Origin of the sequence: Alishewanella longhuensis (assembly GCF_014653435.1) — a bacterium.
GTDB lineage: Bacteria > Pseudomonadota > Gammaproteobacteria > Enterobacterales > Alteromonadaceae > Alishewanella > Alishewanella longhuensis.
Genome location: NZ_BNAO01000009.1, coordinates 73,766 through 87,921, shown reverse-complemented (window position 1 = coordinate 87,921; position 14,156 = coordinate 73,766). Strand labels below are relative to the sequence as shown.

Below are 14,156 nucleotides of genomic sequence, written 5' to 3'. Positions count from 1 at the left end.
TTAGGATAGAAGTTGGTTTATTCGACGGACAAGCGTGGTTTCAGATATTTGCTACTGCACACAATAGCAGCTGTGACTAGTTACGTCCAGCGCACAATAAAAAAAGGCGTACAAAAAATACGCCTTTCTTGCGAATTTAGATATTGCTATCCAAAAACTGTTTTAACTGCGTTTTAGATAACGCCCCTACTTTAGTGGCTGCCACCTGACCATTTTTGAACAGCAATAAGGTTGGAATACCACGAATACCAAATTTTGGCGGCGTATTAGGATTTTGATCGATGTTAACCTTAGCGACGGCGACTTTGCCGGCGTATTCAGTCGCTACATCGTCCAGTATCGGCGCGATCATTTTACAAGGGCCACACCACTCTGCCCAGAAGTCTACCAGTACTGGAACTTCTGCTTTTAACACGTCAGTTTCAAAACTGTCGTCAGAAACCTGTAAAATATGTTCGCTCATCTATTTCTCCGTTCAGGCTGTGCAGTTACACTGCTAAAATATACTATCAATTTAATCGCGGCTGTTTCTTATTGCAAGCGTAACAGTTATGCTAGGCAGGTATGAATAAAACACACTTAACATCGCATAAATTCGCCGATTTCGCATTGGCGCCACAGGTTCTTGACGCGCTTAACGCTCAAGGTTATAGCTATTGTACGCCAATTCAGGCGCAATGTTTACCCCTTGCATTAGCAGGTAAAGATATTGCAGGCCAGGCGCAAACAGGTACAGGTAAAACGTTAGCGTTCTTAACGGCTACGTTCCACCACTTGTTAACCCACGAACCTAAGGGTTCCGGCCAACCAAGAGCCATTATTATGGCTCCTACGCGTGAACTTGCTGTTCAGATCCACAACGACGCCGTTATTTTGGCGCAAAAATCTAACCTGCGTCTAGGTTTGATTTATGGGGGCGAGGGTTACGATTCTCAACGCCAGTTGCTGGAACAAGGCGTAGATATTTTAATTGGTACCACAGGCCGGTTAATTGACTATTTAAAACAAGGCCTGTTTGAGCTGTCACAAATTCAGGTGGTGGTACTGGATGAAGCCGACCGGATGTTTGATCTGGGCTTTATCAAAGACATCCGCTTTATGTTTAATCGTATGCCACCCGTGACGGAACGCTTGAGCTTATTATTTTCTGCTACTTTATCTTATAAAGTACAGGAATTGGCTTTCGAAAAGATGAATCAGCCGGTGCATATCCATATCGCACCAGAAGAAATGACCGGTAGCCGGATCAGCGAAGAGCTGTTTTACCCCGCGCATGAACATAAAATGCCTTTGTTATTAACCCTGCTCGAGGAAGAGTGGCCAGACAAAGCCATAGTGTTTGCTAATACCAAACATGCCTGTGAAGACGTTTATCACTGGTTGGATACGGACGGCCATCGCGTAGGTTTATTAACCGGTGATGTGATTCAGAAAAAACGTCTGAAAATCCTGGACGATTTTACCACCGGTAAGTTAGATATTTTAGTGGCAACCGATGTTGCTGCCCGTGGCTTACACATTCCAAAAGTTAGCCATGTATTTAATTATGATTTACCGGATGACTGTGAAGATTATGTGCACAGGATTGGCCGTACTGGCCGCGCGGGTGAAAGCGGCAAAGCCATTAGTTTTGCCTGTGAACGCTATGCGTTAAATTTAACAGCAATAGAAGACTATATCCGTCATCCTATTGCTGTTACCCAGTATGACGCCGAGGCGCTATTAACCGACCTTACACCGCCAAAACCTCGGGTTCGGCGTCGGCCAGGTCAGGCACGCAGCGGCTCCGGTAGCAGAAGTAACAGTGGGCGTTCTCCTAATGGCTCAAGATCCCCGCGCAGCCGCCCTCGCTAATAGTTCCGATAGCAGCGACCTCGCTGCTTTGGCTAATTCACCGCATAGCGATATCTATGCGGTAATTGATCTTGGCTCCAACAGCTTTCATATGCTTATGGTCAAGGTGGTTGGTGGCTCGGTGCAAGTGATTGGCCGGGTTAAACGCAAGGTGCGTTTAGCCGCTGGCTTAAACGATAATTTGGTGCTTAGTCACAAAGCGATGAAGCGCGGCTGGGAATGCCTGGCGTTATTTGCTGAGCGTTTGCAAGATATCCCACCGCAAAATATCCGTATTGTTGGCACTGCTACGCTACGGTTAGCACAAAATGTGAAAACCTTTCTGCAAGAAGCTGAAGCCATACTTGGACAAAAAGTTCAGGTGATCAGTGGTGAAGACGAAGCCCGTATTATTTATCTTGGTGTAGCCCATACCTCAAATAGTGAAAGTAATCGCTTAGTGATTGATATTGGTGGTGCCAGTACCGAAGTAGTGATTGGTCAGGGGTTTACACCAAAGTTATTAAGTAGCCTCAATATGGGCTGTGTGACATTTTTAGAGCGTTATTTTAGCGATCAGCAACTAAGTGAAGAGAATTTTCAGGCCGCTATTGATGCGGCAGAGCGTGAAATACAACAGATAAAGCAAAGTTTCCTGGATGAAGGTTGGCAAATTGCTGTTGGCGCTTCGGGCACTGTGCAAGCCATGCAAGAAATTTTGGTGGCGCAGGGTAAAGACGAAGTGATCACCTTGCAGCGGCTGGAAGATATTATGCAGCAGGCGATGGCATGCGGTCCGGTCGAGCAATTGAATATTCTGGGGTTAGCGCAAGAACGTAAGCAGGTATTTGCCTCGGGTCTGGCCATTTTAATTGCCTTGTTCCGCCAGTTACAAATACCCGGTATGACCCTCTCGGGCGGTGCACTGCGTGAAGGTGTGCTCTATAGCATGTTGCCGCAGCTGCAAGATACTAATGTGCGTAGTCGTACAGTGAATAGCCTGATGGTGCGCTATTTTATCGATCAACAACATGCTGAGCGGGTAGCAGAAATGGCTGCTGAGCTGGCGGAGCAGCTGCAAAGCCGCTGGGACTTACAGCGTTTTGAGGGCCACAGCATGTTGCGCTCTGGCGCCTTGTTACACGAGCTGGGCCTGTTAATAGAGTATAAAAACCATCATCATCATGGCGCTTATATTATTAACCATTCTGATTTACCTGGCTTTACCCGTGCCCAGCAACAGTTGGTGATGGCGCTGGTTTATAATCATCGGGCCGATATTGCCCGGGAGATCATTGCCCGTCAAACCATGACCTCAGTACTTTTAACGGTACGTTTGACCCGCATTTTACGCTTAGCGGTCATTCTCTCAATGCGCCGCCGGCATGAAGCCTTGCCGCAGGTGAACATTAGCGCCAAAGCAGAATCCCTTACCTTACATATGCCTGCCGGCTGGCTGGAGCAACACCCGCTAATGCGGGCGGAGTTGGAGCAAGAGGTACAGTATCAGCAACAGGCAGGCTGGGAACTGATTATTCAATAGCACAATATCTGGCTTTATTGCTTAAGCCAGATAGCCACTTTTTTGGCGAAATAAGTGAGGATACCATCGGCACCCGCCCGTTTAAACGCCAGTAATGACTCCATAATCACGGGCTGTTCCGCTAACCAACCATTTTGGATAGCCGCCATATGCATGGCATATTCGCCACTCACCTGATAAGCAAAGGTCGGGACGCCGAATTCATCTTTGACCCGGCGCACAATGTCCAGGTAGGGCATACCCGGTTTCACCATCACCATATCAGCACCTTCTTCTAGATCCATAGCAACCTCATGCAAGGCTTCGTTGCTGTTGGCAGGATCCATCTGATAGTTCTTTTTATTGCCGCCTTTTAAATTGCCTGCTGAGCCAACGGCATCCCGGAAGGGGCCGTAGTAGCTGGACGCATATTTAGCGGAATAGGCCATAATACGAGTATTTACAAAGCCTGCTTCTTCCAAGGCTTCACGAATAGCACCAATGCGGCCATCCATCATATCGGAAGGGGCCACAATATCTGCCCCTGCGGCGGCGTGTGACAATGCCTGTTTGACCAGCGCTTCAGTTGTAATATCATTCAGCACATAGCCCTGTTCATTAATAATGCCATCCTGACCATGGGTGGTAAAAGGATCTAAGGCGACATCGGTAATAATACCCAGCTCAGGGGCATGCTGTTTCAGCAATCGCACTGCGCGCTGCGCTAGGCCCTCTGGGTTCCACGCCTCTTCTGCCGTTACAGACTTTTTATCTGCCGGTGTTACCGGAAACAGCGCAATAGCTGGGATACCCAACGCGACCAGTTCATGGGCTTCGGCCAGTAACAGATCTAAACTCAGGCGTTCAATGCCCGGCATGGAGGCAATGCTTTCCCGTTTATTTTCGCCTTCAATAATAAACATTGGGTAAATTAAATCATGCACCGTTAGCTGGTTTTCAGCCATTAAACGGCGACTAAAATCATGCTCACGCATCCGGCGCAGGCGGCTGGCAGGAAAAAAACGATTAGTGTGCATCTGGGGTGTCCTCGACGGGTAATTGCAACAAGCGACAACTGTTCTGATAACTCTGCTCAGCTATCTGCTGCACGCTTGCGCCAGTTAAACGGGCAACTTCGCTACCTATAGCAGCCAGTAAAGCCGGGCTATTGCAGCGTGGTCTGGGGCGAATAGTTCTTGGTGTTAAATAAGGGGCATCAGTTTCCAGGATCAGCCTGTCTGCAGGGATATAGGCTAAGGCTTGCTGTAAGTCCTGACCGCGTCGCTCGTCACAAAGCCAGCCAGTGATCCCAATATAGAGGCCTAAATCCAGGTAGGCTTTTAGCTGATGGCTATCGCCGGTAAAACAATGGGCAATGCCAGCGATGGGTGGCTGAGCTTTTAGCATGGCAATTTGGGTAGCAAAGGCGTCACGCTCATGTAAATACACCGGCAACTTTGCTTGTTGTGATAATGCCAGTTGCGCTTCAAATACCCGCTGTTGCTGTATTCTGGGCGAGAAATCACGATTAAAATCCAACCCGCACTCACCAATAGCAACAACCGAAGGCGCCAGCAGTTGTTGCTGCAACTGCGCTAGCCAATTTTTTGCAACGAAGGCAGCCTGATGCGGATGCACGCCGGCAGTATTAAAACAACCGGAGTGCTGTTGGCAAAAGTCGGTATTTTTCTGGCTTTCTGATAAGTCACTGCTTATCAGTAAACAGCGTTGCACGCCCGCGGCACGGGCAGCTTCGATAATAGCCACTTCCTGGCCGGCAAACTGTGGACTAAACAGGTTTACGCCACAATCAAACCAGCGCATCTTAGTCTTCGCGTTTTACTTTTAGCGTACGGTTGTTGTTATCATTGCCAAGATAAAAAGCGCCTAACATACCGCGTTTGATAAAGTGCCGCTCACCAACCTTAATTGGGTAAGTGCCAGAGGCGGTTTGCCGCCATACCTGACCATTGTCAAATTCGATAATCATTTCTTTGCGTGGGCTATAGGTAATCTTGCTAACGATAGCAGAGACTTTATCTGCAGTATCATCAGTTTTTTTGTGCTCTAAACCAAAATCGTTGTTGCCGGCCGGCCGGGTAGCTTTGGCTTCAGCGCTACGACCTGATGCAGCCGGCGTTGCGGCAACTGGCGCATTGGGTGTTTTTATTTCATCGTAACAGACTAGCCTTTTCAGGGCATTTTGCTCTGTACGGCATTGCTCTAAGGCTGAGGATAGTGAGGTTTGTGCCAGCAATGCCGGGCTAAGTAACAAAGCCATTAAGCTGGCGCTGCAGAGTAAAATTTTATTCATTGTTGTAGTTCCTCGGTAGAGTCATCTGCTTTTGGTACGTAAAAGCGGCTTAGCCACAAACCCACTTCAAATAATAAGCACATTGGAATTGCTAATAATACTTGTGATAACACATCCGGTGGCGTAAGTAACATACCGACAATAAAAGCGGCCACGATAATATAGGGGCGTTTTTCAGCCAACGCTTGCCGGGAAACACTACCACTCCAGACCAGTAGTAAGATAGCAATAGGAATTTCAAAAGATAAGCCAAAGGCAAAAAACAGTTTTAATACAAAATCCAGATAGCTACTGATATCAGTGGCGATAGTAACACCCTCAGGGGCAACGCTGGTAAAAAAGGCGAAAACCAGTGGAAATACAATAAAATAGGCGAAGGCAATACCGGCGTAAAATAACAGGGTGCTACTAAAAACCAGAGGTGCCATTAAACGCTTTTCTTTGCTGTATAGCGCCGGCGCAATAAATTGCCAGACTTGCAGCAGGATATAAGGTATGGCTAAACAAATGGCAACGATAAACGTCAGTTTAAAGGGCGCAAAAAAAGGCGCTGCGACATCGGTAGCTATCATGCTAGTGCCCTCTGGGAGCACCGCGAGCAAAGGTTGCGCTAACAGTGCGTATATATCGCGGGCGAAATAGGCCAAAGCGATAAATACCAGTAGCACTGCAACAATGCAACGTAGTAAACGATTACGCAGTTCCAGCAGGTGGCCTAACAGGCTGTCAGGATCCGGTTTTGTTTTCATCTTTTACAGCGGTCTCAATCAGGGGTTGCTCTGCAGGTGTGGCAACGGCATTGTTAGTTGCATCAGGCAAAAGTTGGGCATTAGCTGGACGTACCGAGTTAGCTGCTTCAGTGAGCTCTTTTAAAGCGGCTGTTTCATCTGCAGTAAGGTTTAGCATGCCTTTGGCTTCTGCATCTTTCAGTTTTTGATGTAACTCATGTACCCGCAGATTGTCATTCAACTCAGCTTGCATTTGATAGCCAAACTGTTTGATGCTTCTTACGGTTTTCATGGTACTGCGTATCGCACCGGGCAAGCGTTCAGGCCCTAATACCAGTAGGGCCACAACCGCAATAATCAGCAGCTCCCAAAAACCCATAATTATACTTTATCTTTGTCAGTAGTATGTTGGTTACTTGTTGCGGCATCGGCGGCAGGCTTAGTCTGCTCGGCAATTTGTGCTGGTTTCGTTTCAGCTTTTAACTCAGCGTCGTCTTTTTGCTCTTCATCTTTAATGGAGTTGCGGAAGCCTTTTATTGCTGAGCCTAAATCAGTACCAATACCGCGCAGCTTTTTGGTGCCAAATAGCAGCACTATAATGGCTAAAATGATCAGCAAATTCCAAATACTAATACCACCAAAACCCATGTTAACTTCCTCGTTTTATTACCTAAAATGCCGGGTAGGCACCTTACTGCGACTAAGCGGATTATGCCAGTGAAGCTTTTATGGCAAATACGACAGCGGCTGCGCCAAGCGTAGCGGCTAACCAGCCTGTACTAATACTGAACGCTATACTAGCACTAATCAGGCAAGCTGCCGCAAGAATAGCGCTAATTATTTGTTGTTTGCTCTGTTGCTGCTGCTGTTGCATTTGCTGCATTTGTAGCAGCAAGGCTTGCTGTTGTCTGGGCCCTTGCTCCAGATAACGATGCAGTAGTTCTGGCATCTGCGGCATTTTTTCAGCCCAAAACGGCAGATTTTCTTTTATCTGACGCCAGATAGCGGGCAGCCCCACCTGTTGTTTGACCCAATTTTCCAAAAAAGGTTTGGCGGTTTTCCACAGATCTAGCTGTGGGTAGAGTTGTCTGCCAAGACCTTCAATGTACAACAGGGTTTTTTGTAATAATACCAATTGCGGTTGCACCTGCATTTCAAAGCGCCGCGCGGTATTAAACAGGTTGAGCAATACATGGCCAAAGGAAATTTCGGCCAGTGGTTTTTGAAAAATAGGCTCGCACACGGTACGAATCGCGCTTTCGAATTCTTCTACCTTGGTGTGCGCGGGTACCCAACCGGAGTCTAAATGCAGCTGGGCGACTTTGCGATAATCACGGTTAAAAAAGGCCACAAAGTTTTCCGCTAGATAGCGCTTATCTTCAGCGTTTAAGGTACCCACTATGCCGCAGTCAATGCCAATATATTTCGGGTTTTCTGGGTGATCATAGGAAACAAAAATATTACCCGGGTGCATATCAGCATGGAAAAAACTGTCGCGAAATACCTGGGTGAAAAACACCTCTACGCCACGTTTTGCCAGCAGCTCCATATTGGTGCCTTGCGCTTCCAATGCAGGAATATCGGAAACTGGGATACCATAAATACGCTCCATTACCATCACGTTACTGCGGCAATGATCGGCATAAACAAAAGGAATATACAGTGAGTCTGATTCGGCAAAATTGCGCCGCAATTGAATGGCATTCGCGGCTTCGCGCTGTAAATCCAGTTCATCTAAGATGGTTTTGCGATATTCTGCGACGACCTCGCGTGGGCGTAAGCGTTTGCCATCGGGCAAAAAACGGGCGGCCATCACAGCCAGGCTATCCATAAGTGCCAAGTCAGCAAGAATTTGCTTGCGGATCCCAGGGCGAATGACTTTGATCACGACATCCGCTAAGCTACCATCTGCTTGTTTAAGTTGCGCGGTATGAACTTGTGCAATAGAGGCAGATGCCAGTGGTATCAATTCAAAGTGCGCGAATAATTCACTGATCTCTGTCAGTTCAAGCGCTTCTTCAATCAGGCGTTGTGCTTCTTCGCCCGCAAAGGGTGCCACTTTATCCTGCAGAATGGCTAACTCGTCGACCAGGGCTGCGGGTAGCAGATCTCGGCGGGTCGACAGCATTTGACCAAACTTGATCCAAACCGGCCCCAGGCTTTGCAGTGCCAACCGTAGGCGGGCACCTATACTGTGCTCCGGGTAGCGATTGCGCAACCAAAACAGACTGCCACGCAGCAGTTTTGCGTACCAAGGTTGCCATTGTGCCGGGATTAATTCATCCAGGCCGTATTGTAACAAGGTTTTCTGGATCTGGTAAAAACGGCTTATCCGCACCTATTACTCCTGAAGTTTGCTTAGCTGGCGGCGCAATAACTCTACTCTGGCTTGCAATTCACTAAGTTGTTGGTTGAATTGTTCGGTTTCAGCGCGGCTTGGTGCGAGCAATAACTCATCTTGTGCTAGCTCAAGTTGTAACTGGGCCAGTTGGGAATTTTTTAGCTTAATATACTGCTGTAATTGCGTTAGGGTGCTGCTTATTTTATAAGCAAGGGCGTCACCCATATAATGCGATAACGCCAGCTGCCAATCGGGGCTTAGCTGTTGCACAAACTGCGAAAAAAGCTGAGCAACTTGCAAATCACCCTCTATTTGCAAGGCATCAGATTTGATTAAACGAGTTAATTGGCTCGGATCTCTAAGCTGTTTTAGGGTGCGAATGTCTGCACTGATCTGACAATCGGTTGCATCGTTATGTTGGTTAAATAACAGGGCATCCTGGCAAGCACTGACTACTAAAGTGAGCTTGAGATCTCGCAGTGTTACCGATAGCTGTTTGTCTTGCAAACGTTTTAACGCAGGTTGACAAGCTGGGTCCAGCGCTATCAATTTACGACTGACATTCTCTGCTGTGGCACAGAGCAGCTGAGGTAACAGCGGCAGCATTAGAATTTATAGCCCCGATGTAAGGCGACTATACCACCCGTCATATTGTAGTAGCTGACTTCGGCAAAGCCTGCTGCTGCCATCATCTGCTTTAATGTTTCTTGGTCCGGGTGCATGCGGATCGACTCAGCCAGATACTGATAGCTTTCTTTATCGTTGGCGATTAGCTGGCCCATAAACGGCAATAGCCGGAACGAATAAAGATCATAGGCTTTGCTAAGCCAATCGTGAGTAGGTTTAGAGAATTCCAGTACCAGTAAGCGGCCACCTGGTTTTAATACCCTGAACATAGAACGCAAAGCCGCATCTTTATCGGTCACATTTCTTAGGCCAAAACCGATAGAAATGATGTCAAAGCTGTTATCGGCAAAAGGTAAAGCTTCGGCGTTGGCTTGCACAAATTCAATATTGTTGATTAGGCCGAGATCGCGCAGTTTGTCGCGGCCAACATTAAGCATCGATTCGTTGATGTCAGCGAGTATCACTTTACCGTTAGCGCCGACGCGCTTCGAGAACAGGGCGGCGATATCGCCGGTACCTCCGGCAAGATCCAAGACTTGCTGGCCCGGTCTTACGCCGCTGCAGTCAATGGCAAACCGCTTCCATAAGCGGTGGATCCCCATGGACATTACATCATTCATAATGTCATATTTAGCCGCGACAGAATGAAATACATCTGCGACCATGGCGACTTTTTGTTCGGCGGGTACCGATTTATAACCAAAATGCGTGGTGGAGTTGCTAGGTTCGCTCATAACAGTGCCTGATTGCGATTGATAAGCGGCTAGTGTAAAAGATTACGCTGGCTGAGCCAACAGCCGCAGTCAATCAAGGGTAGAAAATTAGCGCTTTGTGTGAACCTTGCTATACAGAGGCTAACATAGCTTCGCTGGCAACCTGATTGCGACCTCGCTGTTTCGCCAACTGCATAACATTGTTGGTCCGAGCTAAAAACTGGTACCAGTTTTCTGAGGCATGATAGAGGGCAACGCCCAGTGAAATAGTCACCTTGGGTAGACTTTTCTTGTCCCGGGCGGAAATAAAGCGGAGTTTCTCTACGCCTTTGCGCACTTGCTCAGCAATCTCGGCCGCGGTACGCAAATCAACATCAGGTAACAGTAATAAGAATTCTTCACCGCCAGCGCGTATTGGCATGCCACTTTCTTGTACATAGCTGCCAACCTTACGTGCCACTCTCGACAAAATAATGTCACCAATGGTGTGGCCATAATCCTGATTAAACCGGCTAAAGTGATCGAGATCTACCGAAATGGCAGCGATACGCCGATCAGGCTGCTCGCTTAGCCATAATTCTACCTGATTCTGCATGGCCACTCTATTGTACAGGCCGGTAAGTGGATCTTGTAAACGTTGTTTTTTTAGTTGCTCGATTTCATTGCGTAATTGATGGCTTTGTTGGTTAGCACTAATCAGCTGCTGATTGAGCTGTTGCTGTTGCTTACGGTAAGACAAGGTAACTTGCTTTAACTCAGCTAAAGCCGGTGGCATGGGTATCGCATCCTGCTCCAGCTTAAAAACGGTATGATCAAGCTGGTCAATAAAGTTTTCGGTTGCTTCGGCGGCAAGATCTGTATAGCCCGACAGGCGACTAACCATACCAGATACGTCTTGTAATAATTGTTCTTGTTGCTGCTGTTCGGGGACTAAATAACGATTGTAGAGCTCCGCCATAATGAAATCATCAAAACAGGCTTTTGCAGCCAATTTCTGTTCAATGGCCTGACAGAGCTCGCTATTGTTACCGCTAATGTATTCGTAGCCCACAGTGTAATTTGTAGGATGTGCGGCCAGTTGATTGTGCTTTAAAAATGCACCAACCTGGGCGGCTTTGTCCATGGCTTGCTGCATCGTATCTTTATACTTCATAGCACGAATCAGAGCTCCAATAGCGGTAACAAGTTAATTAACAATTTCTATAGTACGTGATAAAACAGGACTGGCAATATGTTTTCAGAATAATTTCAGAGATATGTCGAAATTACCGTCAGTTGGGCCCAAATAAGGTCGAGTTTAACAGCGATAGAAGCGGTAGAGTGGGCAATTGACGCGGCCCGCTGCCATGTGCAGTCTCTAAAAAGCGGTTACAATCATCGGTAGCGTTATTGCTGTGCTGCAGTTAGCCCGCTGTAAACATAAACTTTAGTACTACGGATTTGCGAAAACTAATGGCACTGCGGTTACCTTAATAGAACACAGGTAAGGCTAAAGGGTCTCGAATAGAAGAATAAACAGGGAACTGAATATGAATAGAATTAATAAGGCGTTTAGCTTGCTCGCAGGTGCAATGTTGTTAGCTGGTTGTGCCAGCAAAGCTCCTGAGGTAGCCACCCCGACCTTTGCTGAGTTGGCGGCACAGATTTGGCAAGCCGAAACAACATTGCGCACGCCAGCACCTGGCAACTTAACCGATATGTCGATGGCTGGGCTGGCCGAGCGGCAACAACAGCGGTTGTTATTGCAACAACGATTACTTGCCGTTGATGTGACTAAATTATCTGAGCAAGAGCAAATTGATCATGCCATTTTGGCCTACAGATTGGCAGATGAAATTGATCAATATCGCTTTGACGCACATTTTATGCCGTTAACGTCTGAATCGGGTTTTCATACCTTTTTAGCGATGAGTTTTCAGCGAAGCGTCTTGCGTCAAGCGGACGATTATCAGTTGTATTTACAGCGGTTAGCTGCCATTCCAGGCTATATGACACAGCAAACTGCGTTGATGCGGGAAGGTTTAGCGCGAGGCATTACACAGCCCAAGGTGGTGTTAGCGGGGTTTGAACAAAGTATCAGCTCTTATATCGCTGTCGATGCCGAGCAAAGTGTATTTTTCCAACCCTTGCAGCGTAAACCGGACAGCCTGGACGAGCAGCAATGGCAGCAGTTCCGGCAACAAGCTGCTGAATTAATTCGTACCCAGGTGAATCCTGCTTATCAGGCATTTTACAACTTTATGGTCGCCGACTATTTACCAGGTGCTCGCGAGGACATTGCTGCCAGTTCACTACCGAATGGCAGTGCTTTTTATCAAAACCGTTTAGAGCATTACACTACTTTGCAATTAACCCCTGCGCAGGTACATCAAACGGGGTTGGCTGAAGTGGCCAGAATTCGTGCAGAGATGCAGCAAGTTATCGACAGTCTGGGCTTTGAAGGCAGTTTTGCAGACTTCATCAATTATCTACGCACGGATCCGCAGTTTTATCCTACCTCGGCAGATGAGTTATTAAGGTATGCGGCCTGGTTATCCAAACGTGCTGATGCCCAGTTACCGCGTTTCTTCAATTTGCTGCCACGCACACCTTATGGGGTGGTAGAAGTGCCTGCAGAAATTGCCCCTAAATATACTACTGGCCGCTATTCCGGGGCCTCTCGTGATGATCAAGCGGGCTTTTACTGGGTGAACACCTACGCACTGAATCGGCGACCACTCTATGAAATGGAAGCGTTAACGTTACACGAAGCAGTACCGGGACATCATTTGCAAATTTCGTTAGCGCGAGAGCAAAGTGAATTGGCAGATTTTCGTCGTTCATTTTATACCTCGGCTTTTGGCGAAGGCTGGGGATTGTATGCCGAGTACTTAGGGCTGGAAATGGGCTTTTATCAGGACCCTTACAGCAACTTTGGCCGTTTAACTTATGAGATGTGGCGTGCCGCCAGATTAGTCGTTGACACCGGTATGCATACTAAAGGCTGGACCCGGCAACAAGCGATGGATTTTCTGGCAGAGAATACTGCGCTATCCATGCATAATGTGCAAACCGAGATCGATCGTTATATCAGTTGGCCAGCACAAGCCTTGTCATATAAGTTAGGTGAGCTCACTATCAAGCGTTTACGCAAGCAGGCCGAGGAACAGCTGGCTGATCGTTTTGATATTCGTGAGTTTCATGCTGTGGTGCTGGGTAATGGTAGCGTACCGCTAGCGGTGTTAGAACAGCAGGTTGAGCGTTATATAAAACAAAAGCAGCAGCAATAAAACATGCTGTAACAATAACGCCGGCAGTTGCCGGCGTTATTGTATTATTAATGTCTTAAGATCAGTGACGGCTCGGTATCAATCTGCCCATCATTATCAATAGCGGCCAGCTTACCGGCAAAATCCAGTATCGCTAGTTGGCCGGCCGGCAACTGCCTGACAAACTGCAACTGATAACCGTAGCGTTGTAGTTCGGCGACAGAAAATTTCTGCGCGAGCGTAAGCTGTTCCCAAAGCACATGAAGGTCTTTCGCCGTCTGGCGCCGCTCTGTTATTTTCATGGCGTGCATATTCGTGGCTCCAAAACAGGTTAGATGCTTCAGTAAGAGCGCCAGTTTGGCTACAAGTTCAACAGATCTTGCCACTGCTGCGCAGTAACGGGCATCACAGACAATCTACTGCCTTTTTGCACTAAAGGTAAGCCGGCCATTTCGGGACAAGCTTTAATTTTGTCTAGAGAAATGAGTTGCGGTAATTTCTCTACAAAAATCAAGTCTACTGCGACCCAACGGGGTTGTGCATCTGAGGCTTTGGCATCAAAGTAGGGACTTTGGTTATTGAATTGGCTGGGATCCGGATAGGCTGCCCGCACCACCTTAGCAATACCTGCCACGCCAATTAACTTACAGCTAGAATGATAAATAAAGACCTGATCGCCCACCGCGACGGAATCTCGTAAAAAATTGCGCGCCTGATAATTACGTACGCCTTCCCAAACAATGGCTTTGTTGGGTTCACGTGCAAAATCATCAATACTGCATTCCTCAGGTTCGGTTTTAAATAACCAATAGTTCATTTTGCCAGACTCC

Annotated in this window: 16 protein-coding genes; 3 read left to right on the top strand and 13 right to left on the bottom strand. The window is 47.4% G+C overall.

What is annotated here, in order from left to right; translation table 11 throughout:
* Nucleotides 1-136: 136 nt before the first annotated feature.
* Nucleotides 137-463, bottom strand: coding sequence for a thioredoxin TrxA (gene trxA / locus IE163_RS15255; RefSeq protein ID WP_189433856.1), 327 nt, complete (start codon nt 461-463; stop codon nt 137-139).
* 101 nt (nt 464-564) lie between these two features.
* Between trxA and rhlB the strand changes: the two genes are divergently transcribed.
* Nucleotides 565-1,854 (top strand): ATP-dependent RNA helicase RhlB, encoded by a 1,290-nt coding sequence (gene rhlB / locus IE163_RS15250; RefSeq protein ID WP_189433855.1) that lies wholly within the window; start codon nt 565-567, stop codon nt 1,852-1,854.
* Nucleotides 1,820-3,376: a guanosine-5'-triphosphate,3'-diphosphate diphosphatase gene (gene gppA / locus IE163_RS15245; RefSeq protein ID WP_189433854.1), complete on the top strand. Its 1,557-nt coding sequence runs from the start codon at nt 1,820-1,822 to the stop codon at nt 3,374-3,376. Before rhlB ends, gppA begins: the two co-directional genes overlap by 35 nt.
* Before the next feature lie 14 nt (nt 3,377-3,390).
* Here gppA and hemB read toward each other — a convergent pair whose 3' ends face one another.
* From hemB to IE163_RS15195, 10 genes are all read right to left on the bottom strand, one after another.
* Nucleotides 3,391-4,392 carry a porphobilinogen synthase gene (hemB, locus tag IE163_RS15240; protein ID WP_189433853.1) on the bottom strand — a complete coding sequence of 334 codons (1,002 nt, stop codon included), beginning with the start codon at nt 4,390-4,392 and terminating at the stop codon, nt 3,391-3,393.
* Nucleotides 4,382-5,179 carry a TatD family hydrolase gene (locus IE163_RS15235; RefSeq protein ID WP_189433852.1) on the bottom strand — a complete coding sequence of 266 codons (798 nt, stop codon included), beginning with the start codon at nt 5,177-5,179 and terminating at the stop codon, nt 4,382-4,384. Before IE163_RS15235 ends, hemB begins: the two co-directional genes overlap by 11 nt.
* A 1-nt stretch (nt 5,180) precedes the next feature.
* Entirely contained in the window at nt 5,181-5,669 is a 489-nt protein-coding gene (locus IE163_RS15230) for a hypothetical protein (protein WP_189433851.1), read from the bottom strand.
* A complete protein-coding gene (gene tatC / locus IE163_RS15225; RefSeq protein WP_189433850.1) occupies nt 5,666-6,418 on the bottom strand; it encodes a twin-arginine translocase subunit TatC in 753 nt (250 codons plus the stop codon). Before tatC ends, IE163_RS15230 begins: the two co-directional genes overlap by 4 nt.
* Entirely contained in the window at nt 6,396-6,776 is a 381-nt protein-coding gene (tatB, locus tag IE163_RS15220) for a Sec-independent protein translocase protein TatB (RefSeq protein ID WP_189433849.1), read from the bottom strand. The genes tatC and tatB overlap by 23 nt, the downstream gene beginning before the upstream one ends.
* Before the next feature lie 2 nt (nt 6,777-6,778).
* Nucleotides 6,779-7,045 (bottom strand): twin-arginine translocase TatA/TatE family subunit, encoded by a 267-nt coding sequence (gene tatA, locus IE163_RS15215; RefSeq protein WP_189433848.1) that lies wholly within the window; start codon nt 7,043-7,045, stop codon nt 6,779-6,781.
* 61 nt (nt 7,046-7,106) lie between these two features.
* Nucleotides 7,107-8,735, bottom strand: coding sequence for a ubiquinone biosynthesis regulatory protein kinase UbiB (gene ubiB, locus IE163_RS15210; protein WP_189433847.1), 1,629 nt, complete (start codon nt 8,733-8,735; stop codon nt 7,107-7,109).
* A 3-nt stretch (nt 8,736-8,738) separates the two neighbouring features.
* Nucleotides 8,739-9,344 (bottom strand): ubiquinone biosynthesis accessory factor UbiJ, encoded by a 606-nt coding sequence (locus tag IE163_RS15205; RefSeq protein WP_189433846.1) that lies wholly within the window; start codon nt 9,342-9,344, stop codon nt 8,739-8,741.
* Nucleotides 9,344-10,099: a bifunctional demethylmenaquinone methyltransferase/2-methoxy-6-polyprenyl-1,4-benzoquinol methylase UbiE gene (ubiE, locus tag IE163_RS15200; protein ID WP_189433845.1), complete on the bottom strand. Its 756-nt coding sequence runs from the start codon at nt 10,097-10,099 to the stop codon at nt 9,344-9,346. The genes IE163_RS15205 and ubiE overlap by 1 nt, the downstream gene beginning before the upstream one ends.
* Before the next feature lie 109 nt (nt 10,100-10,208).
* Entirely contained in the window at nt 10,209-11,231 is a 1,023-nt protein-coding gene (locus IE163_RS15195) for a GGDEF domain-containing protein (protein WP_189433844.1), read from the bottom strand.
* Between the two features lie 376 nt (nt 11,232-11,607).
* Between IE163_RS15195 and IE163_RS15190 the strand changes: the two genes are divergently transcribed.
* Nucleotides 11,608-13,347 carry a DUF885 domain-containing protein gene (locus IE163_RS15190; protein WP_189433843.1) on the top strand — a complete coding sequence of 580 codons (1,740 nt, stop codon included), beginning with the start codon at nt 11,608-11,610 and terminating at the stop codon, nt 13,345-13,347.
* Nucleotides 13,348-13,394: 47 nt separating this feature from the next.
* Here the strand turns inward: IE163_RS15190 and IE163_RS15185 are convergent, their stop codons facing one another.
* Complete coding sequence (locus tag IE163_RS15185; RefSeq protein WP_189433842.1) at nt 13,395-13,637, bottom strand: hypothetical protein; 243 nt, start codon at nt 13,635-13,637, stop codon at nt 13,395-13,397.
* A 50-nt stretch (nt 13,638-13,687) separates the two neighbouring features.
* Nucleotides 13,688-14,143 carry an EVE domain-containing protein gene (locus IE163_RS15180; RefSeq protein ID WP_189433841.1) on the bottom strand — a complete coding sequence of 152 codons (456 nt, stop codon included), beginning with the start codon at nt 14,141-14,143 and terminating at the stop codon, nt 13,688-13,690.
* Nucleotides 14,144-14,156 lie beyond the last annotated feature (13 nt).